The organism is Ruegeria sp. K5, from assembly GCF_056531805.1.
Genome location: NZ_JBQFML010000001.1, coordinates 1,436,580 through 1,453,465, shown reverse-complemented (window position 1 = coordinate 1,453,465; position 16,886 = coordinate 1,436,580). Strand labels below are relative to the sequence as shown.

At 61.6% G+C, this 16,886-nt stretch carries 15 protein-coding genes and 1 riboswitch; of the genes, 10 read left to right on the top strand and 5 right to left on the bottom strand.

The genetic code is table 11. The annotated features are described in order from the left end of the window. Position 1 precedes the first annotated feature (1 nt). The 5 genes from ACR0MO_RS07145 to ACR0MO_RS07125 are packed head-to-tail and all read left to right on the top strand — an operon-like array spanning position 2 to position 4,856. Positions 2 to 604 carry an amino acid synthesis family protein gene (locus ACR0MO_RS07145; RefSeq protein ID WP_480890412.1) on the top strand — a complete coding sequence of 201 codons (603 nt, stop codon included), beginning with the start codon at positions 2 to 4 and terminating at the stop codon, positions 602 to 604. Continuing rightward, positions 576 to 1,403, top strand: a complete 828-nt coding sequence (locus ACR0MO_RS07140) for an alpha/beta fold hydrolase (protein ID WP_170622585.1) — start codon at positions 576 to 578, stop codon at positions 1,401 to 1,403. Before ACR0MO_RS07145 ends, ACR0MO_RS07140 begins: the two co-directional genes overlap by 29 nt. Beyond that, positions 1,400 to 2,344: a flavin reductase gene (locus ACR0MO_RS07135; protein WP_170630544.1), complete on the top strand. Its 945-nt coding sequence runs from the start codon at positions 1,400 to 1,402 to the stop codon at positions 2,342 to 2,344. Before ACR0MO_RS07140 ends, ACR0MO_RS07135 begins: the two co-directional genes overlap by 4 nt. Continuing rightward, positions 2,341 to 3,378 carry an LLM class flavin-dependent oxidoreductase gene (locus ACR0MO_RS07130; RefSeq protein ID WP_170622586.1) on the top strand — a complete coding sequence of 346 codons (1,038 nt, stop codon included), beginning with the start codon at positions 2,341 to 2,343 and terminating at the stop codon, positions 3,376 to 3,378. The genes ACR0MO_RS07135 and ACR0MO_RS07130 overlap by 4 nt, the downstream gene beginning before the upstream one ends. Positions 3,379 to 3,392: 14 nt before the next feature. Continuing rightward, complete coding sequence (locus ACR0MO_RS07125; protein WP_480890407.1) at positions 3,393 to 4,856, top strand: aldehyde dehydrogenase; 1,464 nt, start codon at positions 3,393 to 3,395, stop codon at positions 4,854 to 4,856. A 16-nt stretch (positions 4,857 to 4,872) separates the two neighbouring features. On the opposite strand, the gene nadC is transcribed toward ACR0MO_RS07125, so the two are convergent. Genes nadC through nadA form a run of 3 tightly spaced genes read right to left on the bottom strand, consistent with a single transcriptional unit; the run spans position 4,873 to position 8,344 of the window. Beyond that, positions 4,873 to 5,721, bottom strand: coding sequence for a carboxylating nicotinate-nucleotide diphosphorylase (gene nadC, locus ACR0MO_RS07120; protein WP_480890404.1), 849 nt, complete (start codon positions 5,719 to 5,721; stop codon positions 4,873 to 4,875). Continuing rightward, entirely contained in the window at positions 5,718 to 7,283 is a 1,566-nt protein-coding gene (locus tag ACR0MO_RS07115) for an L-aspartate oxidase (RefSeq protein WP_170622589.1), read from the bottom strand. Before ACR0MO_RS07115 ends, nadC begins: the two co-directional genes overlap by 4 nt. 8 nt (positions 7,284 to 7,291) lie before the next feature. Then, a complete protein-coding gene (gene nadA, locus ACR0MO_RS07110; RefSeq protein ID WP_170622590.1) occupies positions 7,292 to 8,344 on the bottom strand; it encodes a quinolinate synthase NadA in 1,053 nt (350 codons plus the stop codon). A gap of 245 nt (positions 8,345 to 8,589) precedes the next feature. After that, positions 8,590 to 8,693, top strand: a riboswitch (TPP riboswitch). Between the two features lie 31 nt (positions 8,694 to 8,724). Between nadA and thiB the strand changes: the two genes are divergently transcribed. From thiB to ACR0MO_RS07095, 3 genes are read left to right on the top strand one after another with little or no spacing between them, the layout of a single operon-like run. Continuing rightward, the gene (thiB, locus tag ACR0MO_RS07105; protein WP_170622591.1) at positions 8,725 to 9,705 is read left to right on the top strand and encodes a thiamine ABC transporter substrate binding subunit; all 981 of its coding nucleotides are present in this window, start codon (positions 8,725 to 8,727) and stop codon (positions 9,703 to 9,705) included. Further along, positions 9,681 to 11,228, top strand: coding sequence for a thiamine/thiamine pyrophosphate ABC transporter permease ThiP (locus ACR0MO_RS07100; RefSeq protein WP_480890400.1), 1,548 nt, complete (start codon positions 9,681 to 9,683; stop codon positions 11,226 to 11,228). The genes thiB and ACR0MO_RS07100 overlap by 25 nt, the downstream gene beginning before the upstream one ends. Further along, the gene (locus ACR0MO_RS07095; RefSeq protein ID WP_480890398.1) at positions 11,215 to 11,907 is read left to right on the top strand and encodes a thiamine ABC transporter ATP-binding protein; all 693 of its coding nucleotides are present in this window, start codon (positions 11,215 to 11,217) and stop codon (positions 11,905 to 11,907) included. The genes ACR0MO_RS07100 and ACR0MO_RS07095 overlap by 14 nt, the downstream gene beginning before the upstream one ends. A gap of 21 nt (positions 11,908 to 11,928) precedes the next feature. Here ACR0MO_RS07095 and ACR0MO_RS07090 read toward each other — a convergent pair whose 3' ends face one another. Continuing rightward, a complete protein-coding gene (locus tag ACR0MO_RS07090; protein ID WP_480890396.1) occupies positions 11,929 to 12,696 on the bottom strand; it encodes a helix-turn-helix domain-containing protein in 768 nt (255 codons plus the stop codon). Positions 12,697 to 12,814: 118 nt separating this feature from the next. Between ACR0MO_RS07090 and ACR0MO_RS07085 the strand changes: the two genes are divergently transcribed. Together ACR0MO_RS07085 and ACR0MO_RS07080 are read left to right on the top strand one after the other, a co-directional pair. Continuing rightward, complete coding sequence (locus ACR0MO_RS07085) at positions 12,815 to 14,416, top strand: ABC transporter substrate-binding protein (protein ID WP_480890394.1); 1,602 nt, start codon at positions 12,815 to 12,817, stop codon at positions 14,414 to 14,416. A 79-nt stretch (positions 14,417 to 14,495) separates the two neighbouring features. Then, a complete protein-coding gene (locus tag ACR0MO_RS07080) occupies positions 14,496 to 15,971 on the top strand; it encodes a M81 family metallopeptidase (protein WP_480890392.1) in 1,476 nt (491 codons plus the stop codon). A gap of 5 nt (positions 15,972 to 15,976) precedes the next feature. Here ACR0MO_RS07080 and ACR0MO_RS07075 read toward each other — a convergent pair whose 3' ends face one another. Beyond that, a complete protein-coding gene (locus tag ACR0MO_RS07075) occupies positions 15,977 to 16,885 on the bottom strand; it encodes a LysR substrate-binding domain-containing protein (RefSeq protein WP_480890389.1) in 909 nt (302 codons plus the stop codon). Between the last annotated feature and the right edge of the window lies 1 nt (position 16,886).

The following is a 16,886-nucleotide window of genomic DNA, read 5'->3' as shown; positions in this document are numbered from 1 at the left end:
CATGCCCGCCGAAATCCGAAAGACCCTGTTGCATGTGGAAAACACATTGATCGAAGGGGGAAAGGTCGCCGAGACGCCGTTGAGGATGATTGCGGCTGTTGCGGTGATCCGGAACCCGTGGGCCGGGCGCGGTTTTGTCGAGGACCTGAAGCCCGAGATCCACGAGTGCGCGCCGGGTCTGGGCAAACTGCTGACCGATATGGTGCTGGAGGCCGCAGGCGGGGGTGACATGGTCGAAGGGTACGGCAAAGCCGCCATTGTCGGTGTGAATGGTGAGGTCGAACATGGCTCGGCCCTGATCCACACGCTGCGGTTCGGCAATTTCTATCGCGAGGCGGTCGGGGCCAAATCCTATCTGGCCTTCACCAACACGCGCGGCCCGGCAAATGCGTCGATGCAGATCCCGCTGATGGACAAGAACGATGGCGGCAGGCGCAGCCATTATCTGACCATTCAGTTGCAAGTGGCGGACGCGCCTGCGCCGGATGAGATCATGATCGCGCTGGGGGCATCCATCGGGGGCCGCCCGCATCACCGTATTGGCGACCGCTATCAGGACCTCAGGGAACTGGGCCATGACGTCGACAACCCTGCAGCTGTCTGAGCCCTTCGGGCAGGTTGCCTGTCGCGAGGCGGGCCTGTCCCATGCCGGGAAGGCCCCTCCTGTGGTTCTGATCCACGGGGTCGGCATGCAATCGGCAGCCTGGGGTCCGCAGATTGAGGCACTGTCGGAAACGCATCACGTGATCGCGCTGGATATGCCGGGGCATGGGGGCAGTGACCGCATCCCTTCGGGGTCGGGACTGCCGGTGTTTCTGGACTGGTTGCTGGCCGTTCTGGATGCGCTGAGGGTTGAACGGGTCAGTTTGGCCGGGCATTCCATGGGGGCCCTGATTGCAGGCGGGTTTGCCGTGTGTCACCCGGACCGGGTTGCCCGCGTGGCCTTGCTGAACGGTGTGTTCTGCCGCGACGCCAAAGCCAGCAAGTCCGTGATCGAACGGGCCGAACTGATCGGAACCGGGTCCTTCGATCTGGACACGCCCCTGCGCCGTTGGTTCGGGGACACACCGACCGACCGCGCCGCGCGGGGCCACGTGGCGCAATGGCTGTCGGAGGTGGATATTGACGGCTACGCGACCGCCTATGGCGCATTTGCGCGAGGTGATGCGCTGTATGCTGACGGGTTCGGCAGGATCAAATGCCCGTTGCTTGCGCTGACCGGGCAGGACGATCCCAACTCGACCCCCGCAATGTCGCAAGCGATGGCAGAGGCTGCACCATACGGGCGCGCGGTTATCATCGAAAACCACAGACATATGGTAAACCTGACCGCACCAGACGCGGTGAACGCTGCGCTGACGGACTGGTTGCACATGCCATCTGAACAGGGTGAACTGACATGATTGAATTTGACCCGAACACGCTGAACAACCCGCGCGCCTTACGCAATGCCTTCGGCACCTTCATGACTGGCGTGACCGTTGTGACGGCCCATGACGATGCGGGCAATCCGTTGGGCTTTACCGCGAATTCCTTCACCTCGGTCTCGCTTGATCCGCCTTTGGTTCTTGTCTGTCTGGCCAACACCTCCAGCAACTATGAAACCTTCGCCAAAACATCGAAATTCGCGATCAACATCCTGTCCGAGGCACAGATCGCACTGTCCAATACCTTTGCCCGCCCGGTCGAGGATCGGTTTGCGAGTGTCGACTGGGAACCCGGCCCGCATGGCTCGCCCATTCTGGGGGGTGTCTCGGCGTGGTTCGATTGCGCCATGCACAGAACCGTCGAAGCGGGCGATCACCTGATCCTGATTGGTCAGGTCAAAGCCTTTGATCAGGATATCGCGCCGGGCCTGGGATACGCGCGCGGGGCCTATGTCACACCGGCGGCCGAGGCGAGGGCGCTCAGCAAACGCTCGGACATGGTGGTGTCGGCCCTGATCGAGCGCGACGGGAAGATCCTGCTACAGGACGATGGCAACGGCTATTTGACCATTCCCAATACCGACGATGTCTCGGGCGGCGCAAACGCGGCTCTTGCCCGGTTGATCGCCGACAGCGGTGTGAATGCCGAGCCCGGCTTTATCTACTCCGTCTTTCAGGACGACGCGCGCCAGCAGCAGCATATCTCGTTTCTGTGTCAGGCCGACGGCGGTGAACCGGTTAACGGGGTTTTCACAGAAGTTAGCCCGTCCACACTGATGGATGTGTCGGACCCGGCGCTCTGCACCATGCTGGAACGGTTTGCGGCGGAAAGTCAGATCGGGAATTTCGGGGTGTATTACGGCAATGAGGTGAGCGGGCGGGTCAAGCCTCTCACCGGGGGAGTTAAGCGGACATGAAATTCTCACTTTTTGCGCATATGGAGCGGATCTCGGCGGATCAGGACCAGAAGCAGCTGTATGACGAGTTCATCCAACTGTGCAAAATCGCCGATGAGGGCGGGATGCACGCGGTCTGGACGGGCGAGCATCACGGGATGAATTTCACCATCGCCCCAAACCCGTTCCTGAACCTGATCGACGTGGCGCGCCATACCAAAAATGTGCGTCTGGGCACCGGCACCGTGATTGCACCGTTCTGGCACCCGATCCGTCTGGCCGGTGAGGCGGCGATGACCGATATCATCACCGAGGGCCGTCTTGATTTGGGAATCGCACGCGGGGCCTACAGCTTTGAATACGAACGTCTGATGCCCGGCATGGACGCCTGGGAAGCCGGCCAGCGGATGCGCGAGCTGATCCCGGCGGTGCAAAAGCTGTGGCTGGGCGACTATGCGCATGAGGGCGAGTTTCACCAGTTTCCCAAGACCACCTCGGCCCCGCAGCCGGTTCAGAAAGACGGCCCGCCGATCTGGGTCGCGGCGCGCGATCCCAACAGCCACGAATTTGCCGTCTCGCATGGGTGCAACGTGCAGGTGACGCCGCTTTGGAACGGCGATGACGAGGTTGAAAGCCTCATGGTCAAGTTCAACGACGCCTGCGCCAAGTTTCCTGATGTAGCACGACCCAAAATCATGTTGTTGATGCACACCTATGTGGCCTCGGACGATGCAGACGTGAAACAGGCGGCGGTCGAGCTGAACCGGTTCTACAACTATTTCGGGGTCTGGTTCATGAACAAGCGCGATATCTCGCAGGGCCTGATCGACCCGCTGAGCGACGATGAGATTGCCGCGCATCCCTTCTATACCCCGGAAAACATGGAGCGTGATCTGGTCATCGGCACAGTCGACACCGTCATCGATCGGCTGCGCCACTATCAGGCGCTTGGCTATGATGAGTATTCCTTCTGGATCGACTCCAGCATGCCGTTCGAGCGCAAGAAAGCCTCGCTTGAGCGGTTTATCAAAGACGTCATGCCGGCGTTTCAGTAAAGGGGTGCCATAAGATGCAGCAGTTTCAACAGTATATCGATGGCGCTTTTTCGGATGGGGCGACGCAGTTCGACAGTCTGGACCCCGCCACCGGCGCGGTCTGGGCAAAGATGCCCGAGGCCAGTGCGGAGGATGTGAATAAGGCCGTTGAGGCCGCAGATCGTGCGTTTTTTGCGCCTGAATGGGCAGGGATGACGGCCACTGCCCGTGGCAAGTTGCTGGCCCGGCTGGCGGATCTGATTGCGGAAAACGCCCCGCGTCTGGCCGAGCTGGAGACCCGCGATACCGGCAAGATCATCCGCGAGACCTCGGCCCAGATCGCCTATGTCGCTGATTATTATCGGTATTACGCCGGGCTGGCTGACAAGATCGAAGGCGCGCATTTGCCCATCGACAAACCGGATATGGAGGTCTGGCTGCGCCGGGAACCCATCGGGGTTGTGGCGGCGGTGGTGCCCTGGAACTCGCAACTGTTCCTGTCGGCGGTCAAGATCGGCCCGGCTTTGGCGGCGGGTTGTACCGTGGTGCTGAAAGCATCCGAAGAAGGCCCCGCGCCGATGCTGGAATTTGCCCGCATCTTCGATCAGGCCGGGTTCCCCAAGGGCGTGCTGAACGTCATCACTGGTGGACCGGTGGTAGGGGCAACGCTGACCAGCCACCCGAAAGTGGCGCATGTCGCCTTTACCGGCGGGCCGGAGACTGCGCGCCATATTGTGCGCAATTCGGCCGAGAATCTGGCTTCAACCTCGCTGGAACTGGGCGGCAAATCCCCGTTCATCGTGTTCGAGGATGCCGATATCGAAAGCGCCGTGAATGCACAGGTGTCGGGGATATTCGCGGCAACGGGGCAAAGCTGTGTCGCCGGGTCGCGGCTGGTGGTGCAGGCCTCGATCAAGGAGGAATTCCTCGCTCGTCTTAAGGACAAGGCCGAGGCGGTTGTGATCGGTGCCCCCGACGACATGTCGACCGAGGTCGGCCCGCTGTGCACGCTGCGTCAGCGGGACACTGCGGTCGACCTGATCCAGCGGTCTGTTGCTCAAGGTGCCCGACTGGTAACCGGTGGGCAGCCGATTGACCGCGACGGGTTTTATTTTCCTCCGACCATTCTGGATTGTTCCGACGTGCCGGACGCCGACAGCCTGACCAACGAGTTTTTCGGTCCGGTCCTGTCGGTCGTTTCGTTCGAGACCGAAGCCGAGGCCATCGCCATCGCCAACAATACCCAATTCGGTTTGGCCTCGGGCCTGTTCACGCAGAACCTGACGCGGGCGCATCGCATGATCCGCGCCATCCGTGCGGGGATTGTCTGGGTGAACACCTACCGCGCCGTCAGCCCGATCGCGCCGTTTGGGGGCCACGGTCTGTCGGGCCACGGGCGCGAAGGGGGTCTGCAAGCGGCGCTGGATTACACCAAGATCAAGTCGGTCTGGCTGCGCACCAGCGACGACCCGATCCCGGATCCGTTTGTCATGCGCTAAGAGCGACGGATCGGGCCTAGAAATCCAGACCCAGATCGACCGTGCGATAGGAATGGGTCAGCGCGCCGGAGGATATGAAATCCACGCCGGTCGCTGCAATGGCAGCCACCGTTTCGCGCGTGACATTGCCCGAGGCTTCGGTGACCAACCGACCGTTCACCAGCGCGACTGCCTCGGCCAAGGTTTCGGGCGACATGTTGTCCAGCAGCACAACATCGGCACCGCCAACCTCAAGCACTTGGGCCAATTGATCCAGCGTATCCACCTCGATCTCGACCTTCATCATGTGCGAGGCGCGCGCCTGTGTCGCCTCAAGCACCGCGCGCACGCCGCCTGCCGCCGCGATGTGGTTGTCCTTGATCAGGATCGCATCCGATAGTGAGAAACGGTGATTGAACCCACCGCCATGCAGCACGGCCTGCTTTTCGACGATGCGCAGGCCGGGCGTGGTCTTTCGCGTACAGGTGATGCGCGCGCGGGTGCCCTTGGTTTCCGCGACCAAAGCCGCTGTGGACGTTGCCACGCCGCACAGCCGCCCGGCAAAGTTCAGTGCCACGCGCTCCGCCGACAGGATCGAGGATGCCTTGCCCGTGATCTCGATCAGCGTATCGCCCTTGGCGCAGGGCTGGCCATCCGCGATATGTGTCGAGATATCCAGCGAAGGGTCGATCAGACGGAACGCCAGCGCCGCGACCTGCATCCCCGAGACCACGGCATCCTCGCGCGCGTTCAAGCGGGCCGCATAGGCCGTATCCGACGGGATTACGGTCTGGGTGGTGATGTCGCCATAGGCACCCAAATCCTCCATCAGTGCTGAGCGCACCAGGGGTTCAAGGATCATGTCGGGCAGGGCCGGATGGGTCATGCTGCGTCCTTTGCAATGCGGTCCCGCAGGGTCAGCGCCTCGTTCAGCGTCAGGGCCGAGCGTTGGCCGGGGCCGGGGGTAAGGTCGGGGAAATCAGAACGGTAATGAGCGCCACGGCTTTCCTCGCGCAAAAGCGCGGCGGCGGCGATCAGCGTGGCGGTGGCGGTCATGTTCAGAAATACGTCGGAGTCCGGATGCCGGGCCTCAAGCGCCGCGATTTCGGTCAGGGCGCGATGCAGACCGGCCTGATCGCGGACAACGCCCACATGCTGGGTCATGGCATGGCGCAGGGCAGCCAGATCCGGAGTTTGTTCGGTTGCGGCGTCGGGGGTCAGCGTAACATCAACCTTTGGTGCAGTTCGCTGGGAAACAACGGCTGCAATGTCCTGTGCGCAGGCGCGGGCAAAGACCAGCGCCTCAAGCAATCCGTTCGACGCCAGCCGGTTCGCGCCGTGCAACCCGGTCGAGGCCGCCTCGCCACAGGCCCAAAGCCCGTTCAGCGAACTGCGGCCCGCCAGATCGGTTTCGATGCCGCCCATATGATAATGGGCCGAGGCGGTCACCGGGATCGGATCGCGCACCGGGTCGAGACCGTGGCGCAGACAGGCCTCGGTCACTGCCGGGAAATGGTCCGCGATCTGTGCGCCAATCGCCGCGCGGGTGTCCAGCGCCGGGCGCTTGCCCGTCTGCGCCTGTGTGTAGACGGCACGTGCAACGGTGTCGCGCGGGGCCAGATCGGCATCGGGGTGGATGTCGGGCATGAACCGATGCCCGTCATTGTCGATCAAAACAGCCCCTTCACCGCGCAGGGCTTCGGTCGCCAGCGGGGTGGGGTCTTCGCCGACGTCGATGGCGGTGGGGTGGAACTGGACAAACTCGGCATCCGCAATCCGCGCACCGGCGCGCGCGGCCATGCCGATACCCTGACCCCGGATGCGCGCAGGGTTGGTGGTTTGCGCATAAAGACCCGCCGAGCCGCCGGTCGCCAGTACATGCGCCGACCCGCGCAGCAGAACCTGTGGTGCGCCCGGCGCGTCGGCGCTGGTCAGATAGACACCGCTGACCTGCGCGCCGTCGCTTTCCAACCCAACCGCCAGAGCGCCTTCGATGACCTGAATTGAAGGCGTTTCGCGCAGGGCCACAATCAGCGCGCGCATGATCTCGGCCCCTGCCTGATCGCCCTTGACGCGGACGACCCGCGCGGCGGAATGCGCTGCCTCGCGCGATTGCACAAAGCCGCCATCGGCGGTGCGGTCGAACCCGGTGCCCAGATCGGACAGATCAAGGATATGTTCAGGTGCCGCCTTGGTCACGAACTCGGCCACCTCACGCAGAACCGACCCGGCCCCGGCGCGCATCGTGTCCTCGGCATGGGCTTGCGGGCTGTCCGTTCGCGCCATCGCCGCCGCAACACCACCCTGCGCCCAGGCCGAGCTTGCGCCGGATCCAAGCGGTTCGGGTGAGATCATGACAACGGGGCAGGGGGCCAGTTTCAGCGCCGTATAGACCGCCGCCAGCCCGGCCCCGATGATCACCACACGCGGTGTCTGAACGGTTTGCATATCGCCGATCAAATACCCAAATGGCGCGACAGGTCGATCATGCGCTGCACCGACAGGCGGGCCTTGTCCGCCACTTCTGCATCCACCTCGACCTGTCCGGTCATCGTGTCCAGCGCGAACAGCACCTTTTCCAGCGTGATTTTCTTCATGTAGGGGCACATGTTGCAGGGGCCGACAAAATCGACCTCGGGCAGAGAATCCGCGATATTCGACGCCATCGAACATTCGGTGATCAGCAGCGCCTTTTCCGGCTTCTCATCCGTGACGTATTTGATGATCCCGCTGGTCGAGCCCGAGAAATCGGCCTCGGCCACCACGTCCGGCGGGCATTCGGGATGGGCAATCAGACGCGTGCCGGGGTTCCATTCGCGGAAGTCGCGCAGATCGCTGGCGCTGTATTGCTCGTGCACGATGCATGAACCTTCCCACCAGACCACGTTCTTCTGCGGCACGTCGCGCGCCACGTTCTGGGCCAGATACTGATCCGGGGTCATGATGACGGTATGGCTGTCCTGCGCCGCAACGATCTGCGCCGCGTTCGATGAGGTGCAGCAGATGTCCGAGGCCGCTTTGACCTCGGCCGTGGTGTTCACATAAGACACGACCGGCGCGCCGGGATAGCGGCGGCGCATTTCCTCGACGCCTTCGGCGGTGATGGATTCCGCCAACGAGCATCCGGCTTCCATATCCGGCATCAGCACGGTTTTGTCAGGGCTGAGAATCTTCGACGTCTCGGCCATGAAATGCACACCGCATTGCACGATCACATCGGCCTCGACCTCGGTCGCCTTGATGGCCAGTTGCAAGCTGTCGCCGCCGAAATCCGAAATGCCGTGGTAAATCTCGGGCGTCATGTAGTTGTGGCCCAGAATGACCGCGTTGCGCTTGGCCTTCAGATCGTTGATCGCTTTGACGTAGGGCGCGTAGATCGCCCAATCCATCGGCGACACCACACGGGACATGCGGTCGTAGATGTCGCTCATGCTTTCAGCAAGCTGGGGCGAGGGGGCAAGATCATATTTTTCGGAGAGATGCGCGCGCTGCGCGGGAAGGTCGAACACGGGACTGTTTTTCTGCCTGTTAAACGCGTGGCGTTCCTCATATGGGGTCTTCAGTGGAATGACCAGCGCTCAGACAGGACGAATTTCCCAAAAATCGGATCAGGCGCAAAACAATCCGTTTTTTTGGCCCTTGTTTTGGGCATTATCGGAAATTTCCTGCCCGGTTTCGGCCCGACGCGGCCCTTTCAGGCGGCACCTGCGGGCAGCGAATCTGGTTGTCTTTTGATCCGTTCCCCCCTAGTCAGGCTTTTACCTCGGGGTGCGTGACAAAAACGCTGAGATGCCATGGGCGAACCCGTTGAACCTGAACCGGCTAGAACCGGCGGAGGGAAAGGTAACGGTTCATCCATCCTTGCCCTCTCGCCGCAATGGAGGATGACATGAAACATCTGCTGATTGCTGCGGGAATTCTGAGTGCAACAGCCGCCATGGCGGACGACAAACCTCAGCTGACCGTTTACACCTATGACAGCTTCGTCTCGGATTGGGGCCCCGGTCCCAAGGTCAAAGAGGCGTTCGAGGCCGTCTGCGATTGTGACCTGAACCTTGTTGGCGTTGAAGACGGCGCAGCGCTTCTGTCGCGCATCCGGCTTGAGGGCGAAAGCTCGGACGCGGATGTGGTGTTGGGTCTGGATACCAACCTGATCACAGCCGCCAAGGAAACCGGCCTGTTCGCGCCAAGCGCGGTGACCGCTGAATATGCGCTGCCGATCGAGTGGTCGGATGACGTGTTTGCCCCCTATGACTGGGGCTATTTCGCCTTTGTCCACAATGCCGATGCTGCGGCCCCTGCGAATTTCCGGGACCTGGCCGACAGCGACACCAAGATCATCATTCAGGACCCGCGCTCCTCGACCCCCGGTCTGGGTCTGCTGCTGTGGGTCAAGGCGGCCTATGGCGATGACGCGCCCCAGATTTGGGCCGGTCTGGCCGACAATATCGTAACCGTGACCAAGGGTTGGTCCGAGGCGTACGGGCTGTTTCTGGAAGGTGAGGCCGACATGGTCCTCAGCTACACCACATCGCCTGCCTATCACCTGATTGCCGAAGAAGACGCCAGCAAGGCGGCGGCGGCTTTTGACGAAGGTCATTATATGCAGGTGGAAGTGGCCGGGAAACTGGCTGGGACGGATCAGCCGGAACTGGCAGATCAGTTCCTGCAATTCATGGTCTCGGACGCGTTCCAGCAGATCATTCCCACGACCAACTGGATGTATCCGGCGGTGACTCCGGCATCGGGCTTGCCCGAAGGGTTCGATACGCTGATCACCCCGGAAAAATCACTGTTGTTGTCCCCGGATGAGGCTGCCGTTGCGCGGGATCAGGCGCTTGCGGAATGGCTGGGCGCGCTCAGCCAGTAAGCCCCTGGCCGGGTGTTGGCGCAGCGGCGCTGGTCGCTGCGCTGATCCTTGGGACGCTGGCCGCCGTTGCACTGCGGGCTGATGCAGCCGGCGGGTTCGGCCCGGCGGACTGGGCCGCGTTGCGCTTTACGCTGGTGCAGGCCGTCTTGTCGGCCCTGTTCAGCGCGGCGCTGGCGATCCCTGTGGCCCGTGCACTGGCCCGGCGGCGCTTTCCGGGGCGGCGCGCGCTGATCGCGCTGCTGGGTGCCCCGTTTATCTTGCCGGTCATCGTCGCAATCCTTGGTCTGTTGCAGGTCTTTGGCCGTGCGGGCTGGATTTCCGACGTTCTGGGTCTGTTTGGCTTGCCGCCGATACGGATCTACGGGTTGCACGGCGTCGTGCTGGCGCATGTGTTCTTCAACCTGCCGCTTGCCACACGGCTGATCCTGCAGGCGTGGCAGGAAATCCCCGCCGAGAGGTTCCGTCTGGCCGCGCAGCTGGGCTGTGACGGAATGGCGATGTTCCGTCTGATCGAACTGCCGATGCTGAAACGCATCCTGCCTGGCGTGCTGGCGGTAATCTTCGCGATTTGCCTGACCAGCTTTGCCGTCGCCCTAACGTTGGGAGGGGGGCCGCGCGCGACAACCATCGAACTGGCGATCTATCAATCCTTCACCTACGATTTCGATCTGGGCCGCGCCGCGCTGCTATCCGCGCTGCAACTGGCCCTGACAGCTGCTGCTGCCCTGGCTGCCCTTCGGTTTTCGCGGGGTGACGGGTTTGGCACCGGGCTGGACCGGGCCATTCGCCGCTGGGATGGAGGGGCACCCGTCTTCGACACATTCTGGATCATCGCCGCGGCTGCGTTTCTGCTGTTGCCGCTGGCGGCGGTCGTGATCTCGGGGATCGGCGGGATTTTCGACATGCCCGCGTTGGTCTTCCGCGCGGCGCTGACCTCGGTTCTGGTGGCAGCGGTCAGTACCTCCGTTTTGCTGATGCTGGCGTTGCCCATGGCGATGGCGGTTGCAACCGGACGACATGGCATTGTCGAAATCAGCGGCATTCTGGGCCTTGCAGCCTCACCCTTGGTGATCGGCACAGGCCTGTTCATTCTAATCCGACCGGTGATCAGCCCCACATCGCTGGCCTTGCCCGTGACCGCGTTGGTGAATGCGGTGATGGCGCTGCCGTTTGCGCTGCGCATTCTGGTGCCTGCTGCGCGTGATGTGGTCACCCGGCACGGGCGGCTGGCGCTGTCGCTGGATATGACCAAATGGACCTTTTTCACGCGCGTCCTGCTGCCGCGTATGCGCGCGCAAATCGGCTTTGCCGCAGGGTTGGCGGCGGCGTTGTCGATGGGCGATCTGGGCGTGATTGCCTTGTTTGCCGACCCGCAGGTTGCGACCCTGCCGCTGCAGATTTACCGCCTGATGGGGGCGTATCAGATGCAAGCTGCTGCAGGGGCGGCGCTGTTGTTGCTGGTCCTGTCGATGGGCGCATTCTGGCTTTTGGATCGCGGAGGGCGAGCACATGCTGAAACTTGAGGGATGCGTCATCGAAAATGGCGGCTTCTCGCTGCATGCGGGTTTTGAGGTCGAGGCGGGTGCCAGCGTCGCGATCATCGGCCCGTCCGGTGCGGGCAAGTCAACGCTGCTGGAGGCGATCGCCGGGTTTCGCGATCTCAGGCAGGGGCAGATCCTGTGGCAAGGCGCGCGGATTTCCGACCTCGCGCCGGGCAAGCGCCCGGTTGCGATGCTGTTTCAGGACGGCAATCTGTTCCCGCATCTGACCGTCGCGCAGAATGTGGCCCTGGGCCTGCGTCCGAACGGACGCCTGACTGACGCTGAGCAGTCGCAGGTTCAGACTGCACTGGCGCGCGCGGCCCTGTCCAGGTTCGAGGCACGCAAACCAGCCGAGTTGTCCGGTGGCCAGCAAAGCCGGGTGGCTTTGGCGCGGGTGCTTGTGCAGCGGCGACAGCTACTGTTGCTGGACGAACCCTTCGCGGCCCTTGGACCTGCGTTGAAGGCAGAAATGCTGGACCTTGTCGCGGATTTGCTGGCGGAAACCGGAACGACCCTGATGATGGTCAGCCACGACCCGCAGGATGCGCGGCGGATCGCAAGTCAAACCGTGCTTGTCGCCAACGGACAGGCGCATCCTCCGGCAGCGACTGGCCCGCTATTCGAAAACCCGCCGCCAGAACTGCGCGACTATCTGGGGTGATCGGTTGGCAGAAGACTGCCCTTATCCCGATGCCGGACTCAGATGCTGGCTGATCTTGGACTCGACCCTTGGACTGTGCAGGTCAAAGCTGCCGCTATTGGCAAAGAGTTCGCGGACCGAGCGGTAGCTTTCAACCTTCTTCCATACAACAGGTGATGAGGTCGGCGCCCGGCCCGAAAGCGAGGCCAGATAGGACATTGTGCCAAACAACAGGCGCGATTTGTCCCGGTGTGGTTTGTTCAGAATATACAGGCTAAGCGGTGCGTCCGGTCCGCGCTCGGCGTCGACGACAAATACCTGACCGGCGCGGAAGGCCGCTTTTCCATCACACCGGGTCCAGCGACGCGTCGAGGATTTCCCTTCGCTCAGCGCTTCGACAATTCGGCTGTAGACGGTCCCGTTGCGCTCATCCAAGAAGGCTACGTTGACAATCACTTTGGTCCGATCGTTGGGCGCGCGAAAGAACACCTTATACGATCCCAGGAAAGGTCGCAATCTTTGCAGATCGCCCGGAAACACGTCGATCAGCGGGTCCCGACGTCGGTCGGCTTCGGTTTTGGCCAATCGGGTGGTGTGACGGCGCAACTCGGCCGGGTCGCCCAGTAAAATATGCTCGTCAATGCCAAAGAACCGACCGATCCGGCGCAGGTTGTTGGGCGAGGGCTTACTGCGACCGCTGAGGTATTTGGCAAATTGCTGGTGGTTGATTCCGATGTCCCTGCACACCGCAGCAACCGAAGGGTGATCGGCGCACAGATGACGCAAGTTCGCTGCCAGATGTTCATGCATATGCGGGTTGGTCTTTCGCTTAAACTCGCTAAAGAAAGCATAATCTGGCGTTATTGTTAAGCCCATTTGGGCGCGCAATCCTTGGGCCAACGCATCCATGCCCAGGGGAGGTCAAGCAATGGATAAATTTCAGTATGTGCGGCAACTGGAACACCGCCTGCAAATGCGTCAGGTGGACCGCCGCCAGTTCATGCGTGGTGTACTGGCAACCGGGATGACCGTCAGCGCTGCAACCTTGCTGGCCGACCGGGCAATCGCTGCGACACCCAACAAAGGTGGCAGCATGGTCGCAGGTATCGGCCACGGTGCATCCACCGAACAACTGGATCCGGGGCAGATCTCGGCAGGCTTCCTGATCCCGTTGAGCCTGGGTATGAACGGCTTCCTGACGGCTGTTGACGCCGACAGCAATGTGCAACCTTCGATTGCTCAATCCTGGGAAGCGTCGCCGGATGCCTCGGTCTGGACATTCCAGTTGCGCGACGGGGTCGAGTTTCACAATGGCCGCAGTGTGACCTCGGACGATGTGATCGCGTCGATCAACTATCACCGGGGCGAGGGTTCGACCTCGACCGGTGCGCCGCTGTTGGCAGGGGTCAAATCGGTCCGCGCGGACGGATCGCAAACCATCGTATTTGAACTGGAAGGCGGCAATGCGGACTTTCCGGCGATCCTCAGCGACTATCGTTTTGCCATTCTGCCCGCCGAAGGTGACAGTATCGACTGGCAGTCGGGCATTGGCTGCGGGGCCTATCAGTTGACCGACTTCCAGCCCGGCATCTCAGCCGATCTGGTGCGTCATGCCAACCATTGGAACGATGATGTCGCCCATGTGGATGAATGGAAGCTGCTGGTGCTGTTGGACACGACCGCGCGTATGGCGGCCCTGTCAGCAGGTACGGTTGACGTCGCCGACAAGGTCGACCCGAAAACCGCCAAATTCATCTCGCGCGATCCCAATGTCACGCTGCATTCGGTGGCGGGCACGCAACATTACTCGTTCCCGATGCTGACGAATACTGCGCCGTTTGATGACAACAACATCCGTCAGGCGATCAAATGGGGCATCGACCGGCAGGAATTGGTCGACAAGATTCTGCTGGGCTATGGCGCGGTTGGTAACGACCACCCGATCGGATCGGGCCAGAAATACTTCAACGCCGAGCTTGAGCAGAAGACGTTCGACCCCGACAAGGCGAGGTTCTATCTGAAACAGGCCGGGTTGGACTCGCTGGATGTCGAGCTTTCGTCGTCAGATGCCGCCTTCCCCGGTGCGGTGGACGCAGCGACGCTGATTTCGAACTCGGCAGCGAAATGCGGGATCAATGTCACCGTCAAACGCGAGCCCAATGATGGCTATTGGTCCGAGGTCTGGACCAAGAAACCCTGGTGCGCCAGCTACTGGGCCGGTCGCCCGGTCGAAGATCTGATGTTCTCGCTGGCGTTCCAGTCTGGCGTCGCCTGGAACGAATCCTTCTGGTCGCACGAAAAATTCGACAAGCTGCTGGTCGAGGCGCGGGCCGAGCTGGACACCGACAAACGCCGCCAGATGTATGGCGAGATGCAGGACATCGTGGCCAATCAGGGCGGCGTTGCGATCCCGATGTTTGCCTCCTACGTCTTTGCCACGCGGCCCAGCGTCGGCACGCCGGAAAAATTCGGCTCGAACCTCGATCTGGATGGCAGCAGCTTTATGGAACGCTGGTGGAAAGCGGAATAGCAGCCGATCTATGCTAGTATCGTGAAAGAAAGGGGATGGCTTTTGCGGTCGTCCTCTGTCGTGTCGGGGATAGGATTCCATGAAACTCTTCATTGCAACGCTATCGACCGAGACGAATACGTTCTGCACAATGCCAACCGCGATATCGGGGTTCGAGGAGTATTTTCTGCGCCACGGAACCGCAACGCAGGAACCGCCCAACCTGATGACCGAGGCGTTGCATTTGTGGCGCGCAAAAGCAGAAGCCTTGGGGTGGCAGGTCATCGAAAGTCTGGCCGCCATTGCCGAACCTGCCGGGCCGACCACCCGCAGCTGTTATGATGCATTAAGCGGCGAGATCCTGTCTGATCTGACCGAGTGCGGCGGTGCAGATATCATTCTGTTGCAACTGCATGGCGCGATGGTGGCCGAACATATCGAGGATTGCGAAGGCGACCTTTTGGCCCGCGCCCGTGCACTGTGCCCGAATGCCACGATTGGGGTGTCTCTGGACCTGCATTCTCATCTCACCGACAGGATGCTGCAGGCCAGCGATCTGATCGTGCATTTCAGGGAATACCCCCATGACGACGCAACCGCCTGCGCGGCTGAGCTGTTCGACCTGGCCCGGCGCGCCCATGTGGGTGAGATCGTGCCTTGCATGGCGTTTTATGATGCGCGGATGGTGAATCTTTATCTGACGAAAGCGGGGGCGATGAAGGATTTTGTGGCCGAAATGGCCACCGCTCAGTCCGCGCCCGATGTGTTGTCGGTGTCACTCAGCCACGGGTTTCCATGGGCGGATGTTGCGGATGTTGGCGCGCGGATGCTGGTCGTGACCGACAATCAGCCGCAACTTGCGGTCCAACTGGCCGAGACACTGGGCCGTCGGTTTTTCGATCTGCGTCACCGGGTGACCACTGACTATCTGCCGATCGACAGCGCGCTGGATCAGGTAGGAACGCGCGCAGGGCTGTGTGTTCTGGCGGATATGGGTGACAATTCGGGCGGCGGCGCACCCGGCGATGCCACCTATCTGCTGGCCGCCATGCTGGAACGTGGGCTCAGGAATTTTGCCAGCGGGATGTTCTGGGACCCCGGCGTTGTTCGCATTTGTCAGGATGCGGGTATCGGCAGCACGTTGACCGTTCGGCTGGGCGGCAAGACAAGCGCGGTTTCAGGCGATCCCATTGATCTGCGGGCGACGGTCATGAATATCGCAACAGGTCTGGGTCAGCATCTGGGAACCGGGTTAGAGCCGATGGGCACCGTGGTCTGGCTGCGTCTGGACGGCCATATCGACCTGCTGGTCAACGACCTGCGCGTTCAGGTGTACCACCCCGAAGCGTTTGAACAGATGGGTATCCGACTGGCCGAGAAATCGGCGGTGGCGGTGAAATCTCTGTTCCATTTCTACGGCCCGTTCAGCAAAATCTCGGATCACATCCTGCAGGTCGCCAGTCCGGGCGGAACCCAGCCCGCGTTTCGTGACATCGCCCTGCACAAGCGCAAACTTCCCTATTGGCCGGCGGTCGAACACCCGTTCGTGGATGACTGCCTTGCGGATACCGGGTAGCGGCCTCAGTCAACCGTCCGGGCCGACAGAATCCAGTCGCGGACACTCTGGGCCTCGGGTGTCAGGGGGCGGGATTTCGACCAGACCAGATAGAAGCCTTTGCCGGTTCTCCATGTCCATTCCGGGCGCGCGGCCAACACGCCTTGCTGCACCAGATGTTCGACGATGTGGTGCCAGCCAAAGGCAAACCCTTCGCCCGCCATCGCCGCCTGCAAAACCAATGCGTAATCGTTGAGACGCAGACCGCTGCGGGGCGTAACTTCGGATATGCCGAACGCGCTGAACCACTGATCCCACGAGGGGCGCTCGCGGATGGGTTCCTCAAGATGGATCAGGCGCTGGTTCAACAGGCCCGGCACACTACGCAAGGTCACTGCGGCGGCCATGACGCGGGGGGCGGCTACGGGGTATATAATCTCGTCATAGATCAGCTGCGCCTCGCAATCCGGCCAGTTGCCATCGCCTAGCCGCACCGCAAGACTGATGGTTTCGACGGTCAGGTCAGGCTCGCGGTCGCTGGATTGCAGGCGCAGGTCAATATCGGGGTGTTTTTGCTGGAACGAGGCAATACGCGGCACCAGCCAATAGTTGTTGAAGGCCGAAGAGGCACTGAGTGTCACGTGGTCATTGCTGGCGAACTGCCGGATCGAGGATGCGGAATGCGAAAGCATCTCGAACGCGCGGGTCACATCGGCAAACAATCGCGTTCCCGCATTTGTCAGGGTGATCCTGCGATGGCTGCGCCGGAACAGGATCACGCCAAGCGAGGTTTCAAGCTGCTTGATCGAAGCGCTGACTGCCGGTTGCTGGACATTCAACTCTTGCGCAGCTTTGGTGAATGACCCGGTCCGGGCGGCAGCTTCGAACACGACCAGATGGCGGGGGGATGCGAGTTGGGACCAGAGGTTTTGCATA

Coding starts and splice junctions, on each gene's coding strand:
- ACR0MO_RS07145 (WP_480890412.1), top strand. CDS start 2: ATGCCCGCCGAAATCCGAAAGACCCTGTTGCATGTGGAAAACACATTG.
- ACR0MO_RS07140 (WP_170622585.1), top strand. CDS start 576: ATGACGTCGACAACCCTGCAGCTGTCTGAGCCCTTCGGGCAGGTTGCC.
- ACR0MO_RS07135 (WP_170630544.1), top strand. CDS start 1,400: ATGATTGAATTTGACCCGAACACGCTGAACAACCCGCGCGCCTTACGC.
- ACR0MO_RS07130 (WP_170622586.1), top strand. CDS start 2,341: ATGAAATTCTCACTTTTTGCGCATATGGAGCGGATCTCGGCGGATCAG.
- ACR0MO_RS07125 (WP_480890407.1), top strand. CDS start 3,393: ATGCAGCAGTTTCAACAGTATATCGATGGCGCTTTTTCGGATGGGGCG.
- nadC (WP_480890404.1), bottom strand. CDS start 5,721: ATGACCCATCCGGCCCTGCCCGACATGATCCTTGAACCCCTGGTGCGC.
- ACR0MO_RS07115 (WP_170622589.1), bottom strand. CDS start 7,283: ATGCAAACCGTTCAGACACCGCGTGTGGTGATCATCGGGGCCGGGCTG.
- thiB (WP_170622591.1), top strand. CDS start 8,725: ATGAAACATCTGCTGATTGCTGCGGGAATTCTGAGTGCAACAGCCGCC.
- ACR0MO_RS07100 (WP_480890400.1), top strand. CDS start 9,681: ATGGCTGGGCGCGCTCAGCCAGTAAGCCCCTGGCCGGGTGTTGGCGCA.
- ACR0MO_RS07095 (WP_480890398.1), top strand. CDS start 11,215: ATGCTGAAACTTGAGGGATGCGTCATCGAAAATGGCGGCTTCTCGCTG.
- ACR0MO_RS07090 (WP_480890396.1), bottom strand. CDS start 12,696: ATGCATGAACATCTGGCAGCGAACTTGCGTCATCTGTGCGCCGATCAC.
- ACR0MO_RS07085 (WP_480890394.1), top strand. CDS start 12,815: ATGGATAAATTTCAGTATGTGCGGCAACTGGAACACCGCCTGCAAATG.
- ACR0MO_RS07080 (WP_480890392.1), top strand. CDS start 14,496: ATGAAACTCTTCATTGCAACGCTATCGACCGAGACGAATACGTTCTGC.
- ACR0MO_RS07075 (WP_480890389.1), bottom strand. CDS start 16,885: ATGCAAAACCTCTGGTCCCAACTCGCATCCCCCCGCCATCTGGTCGTG.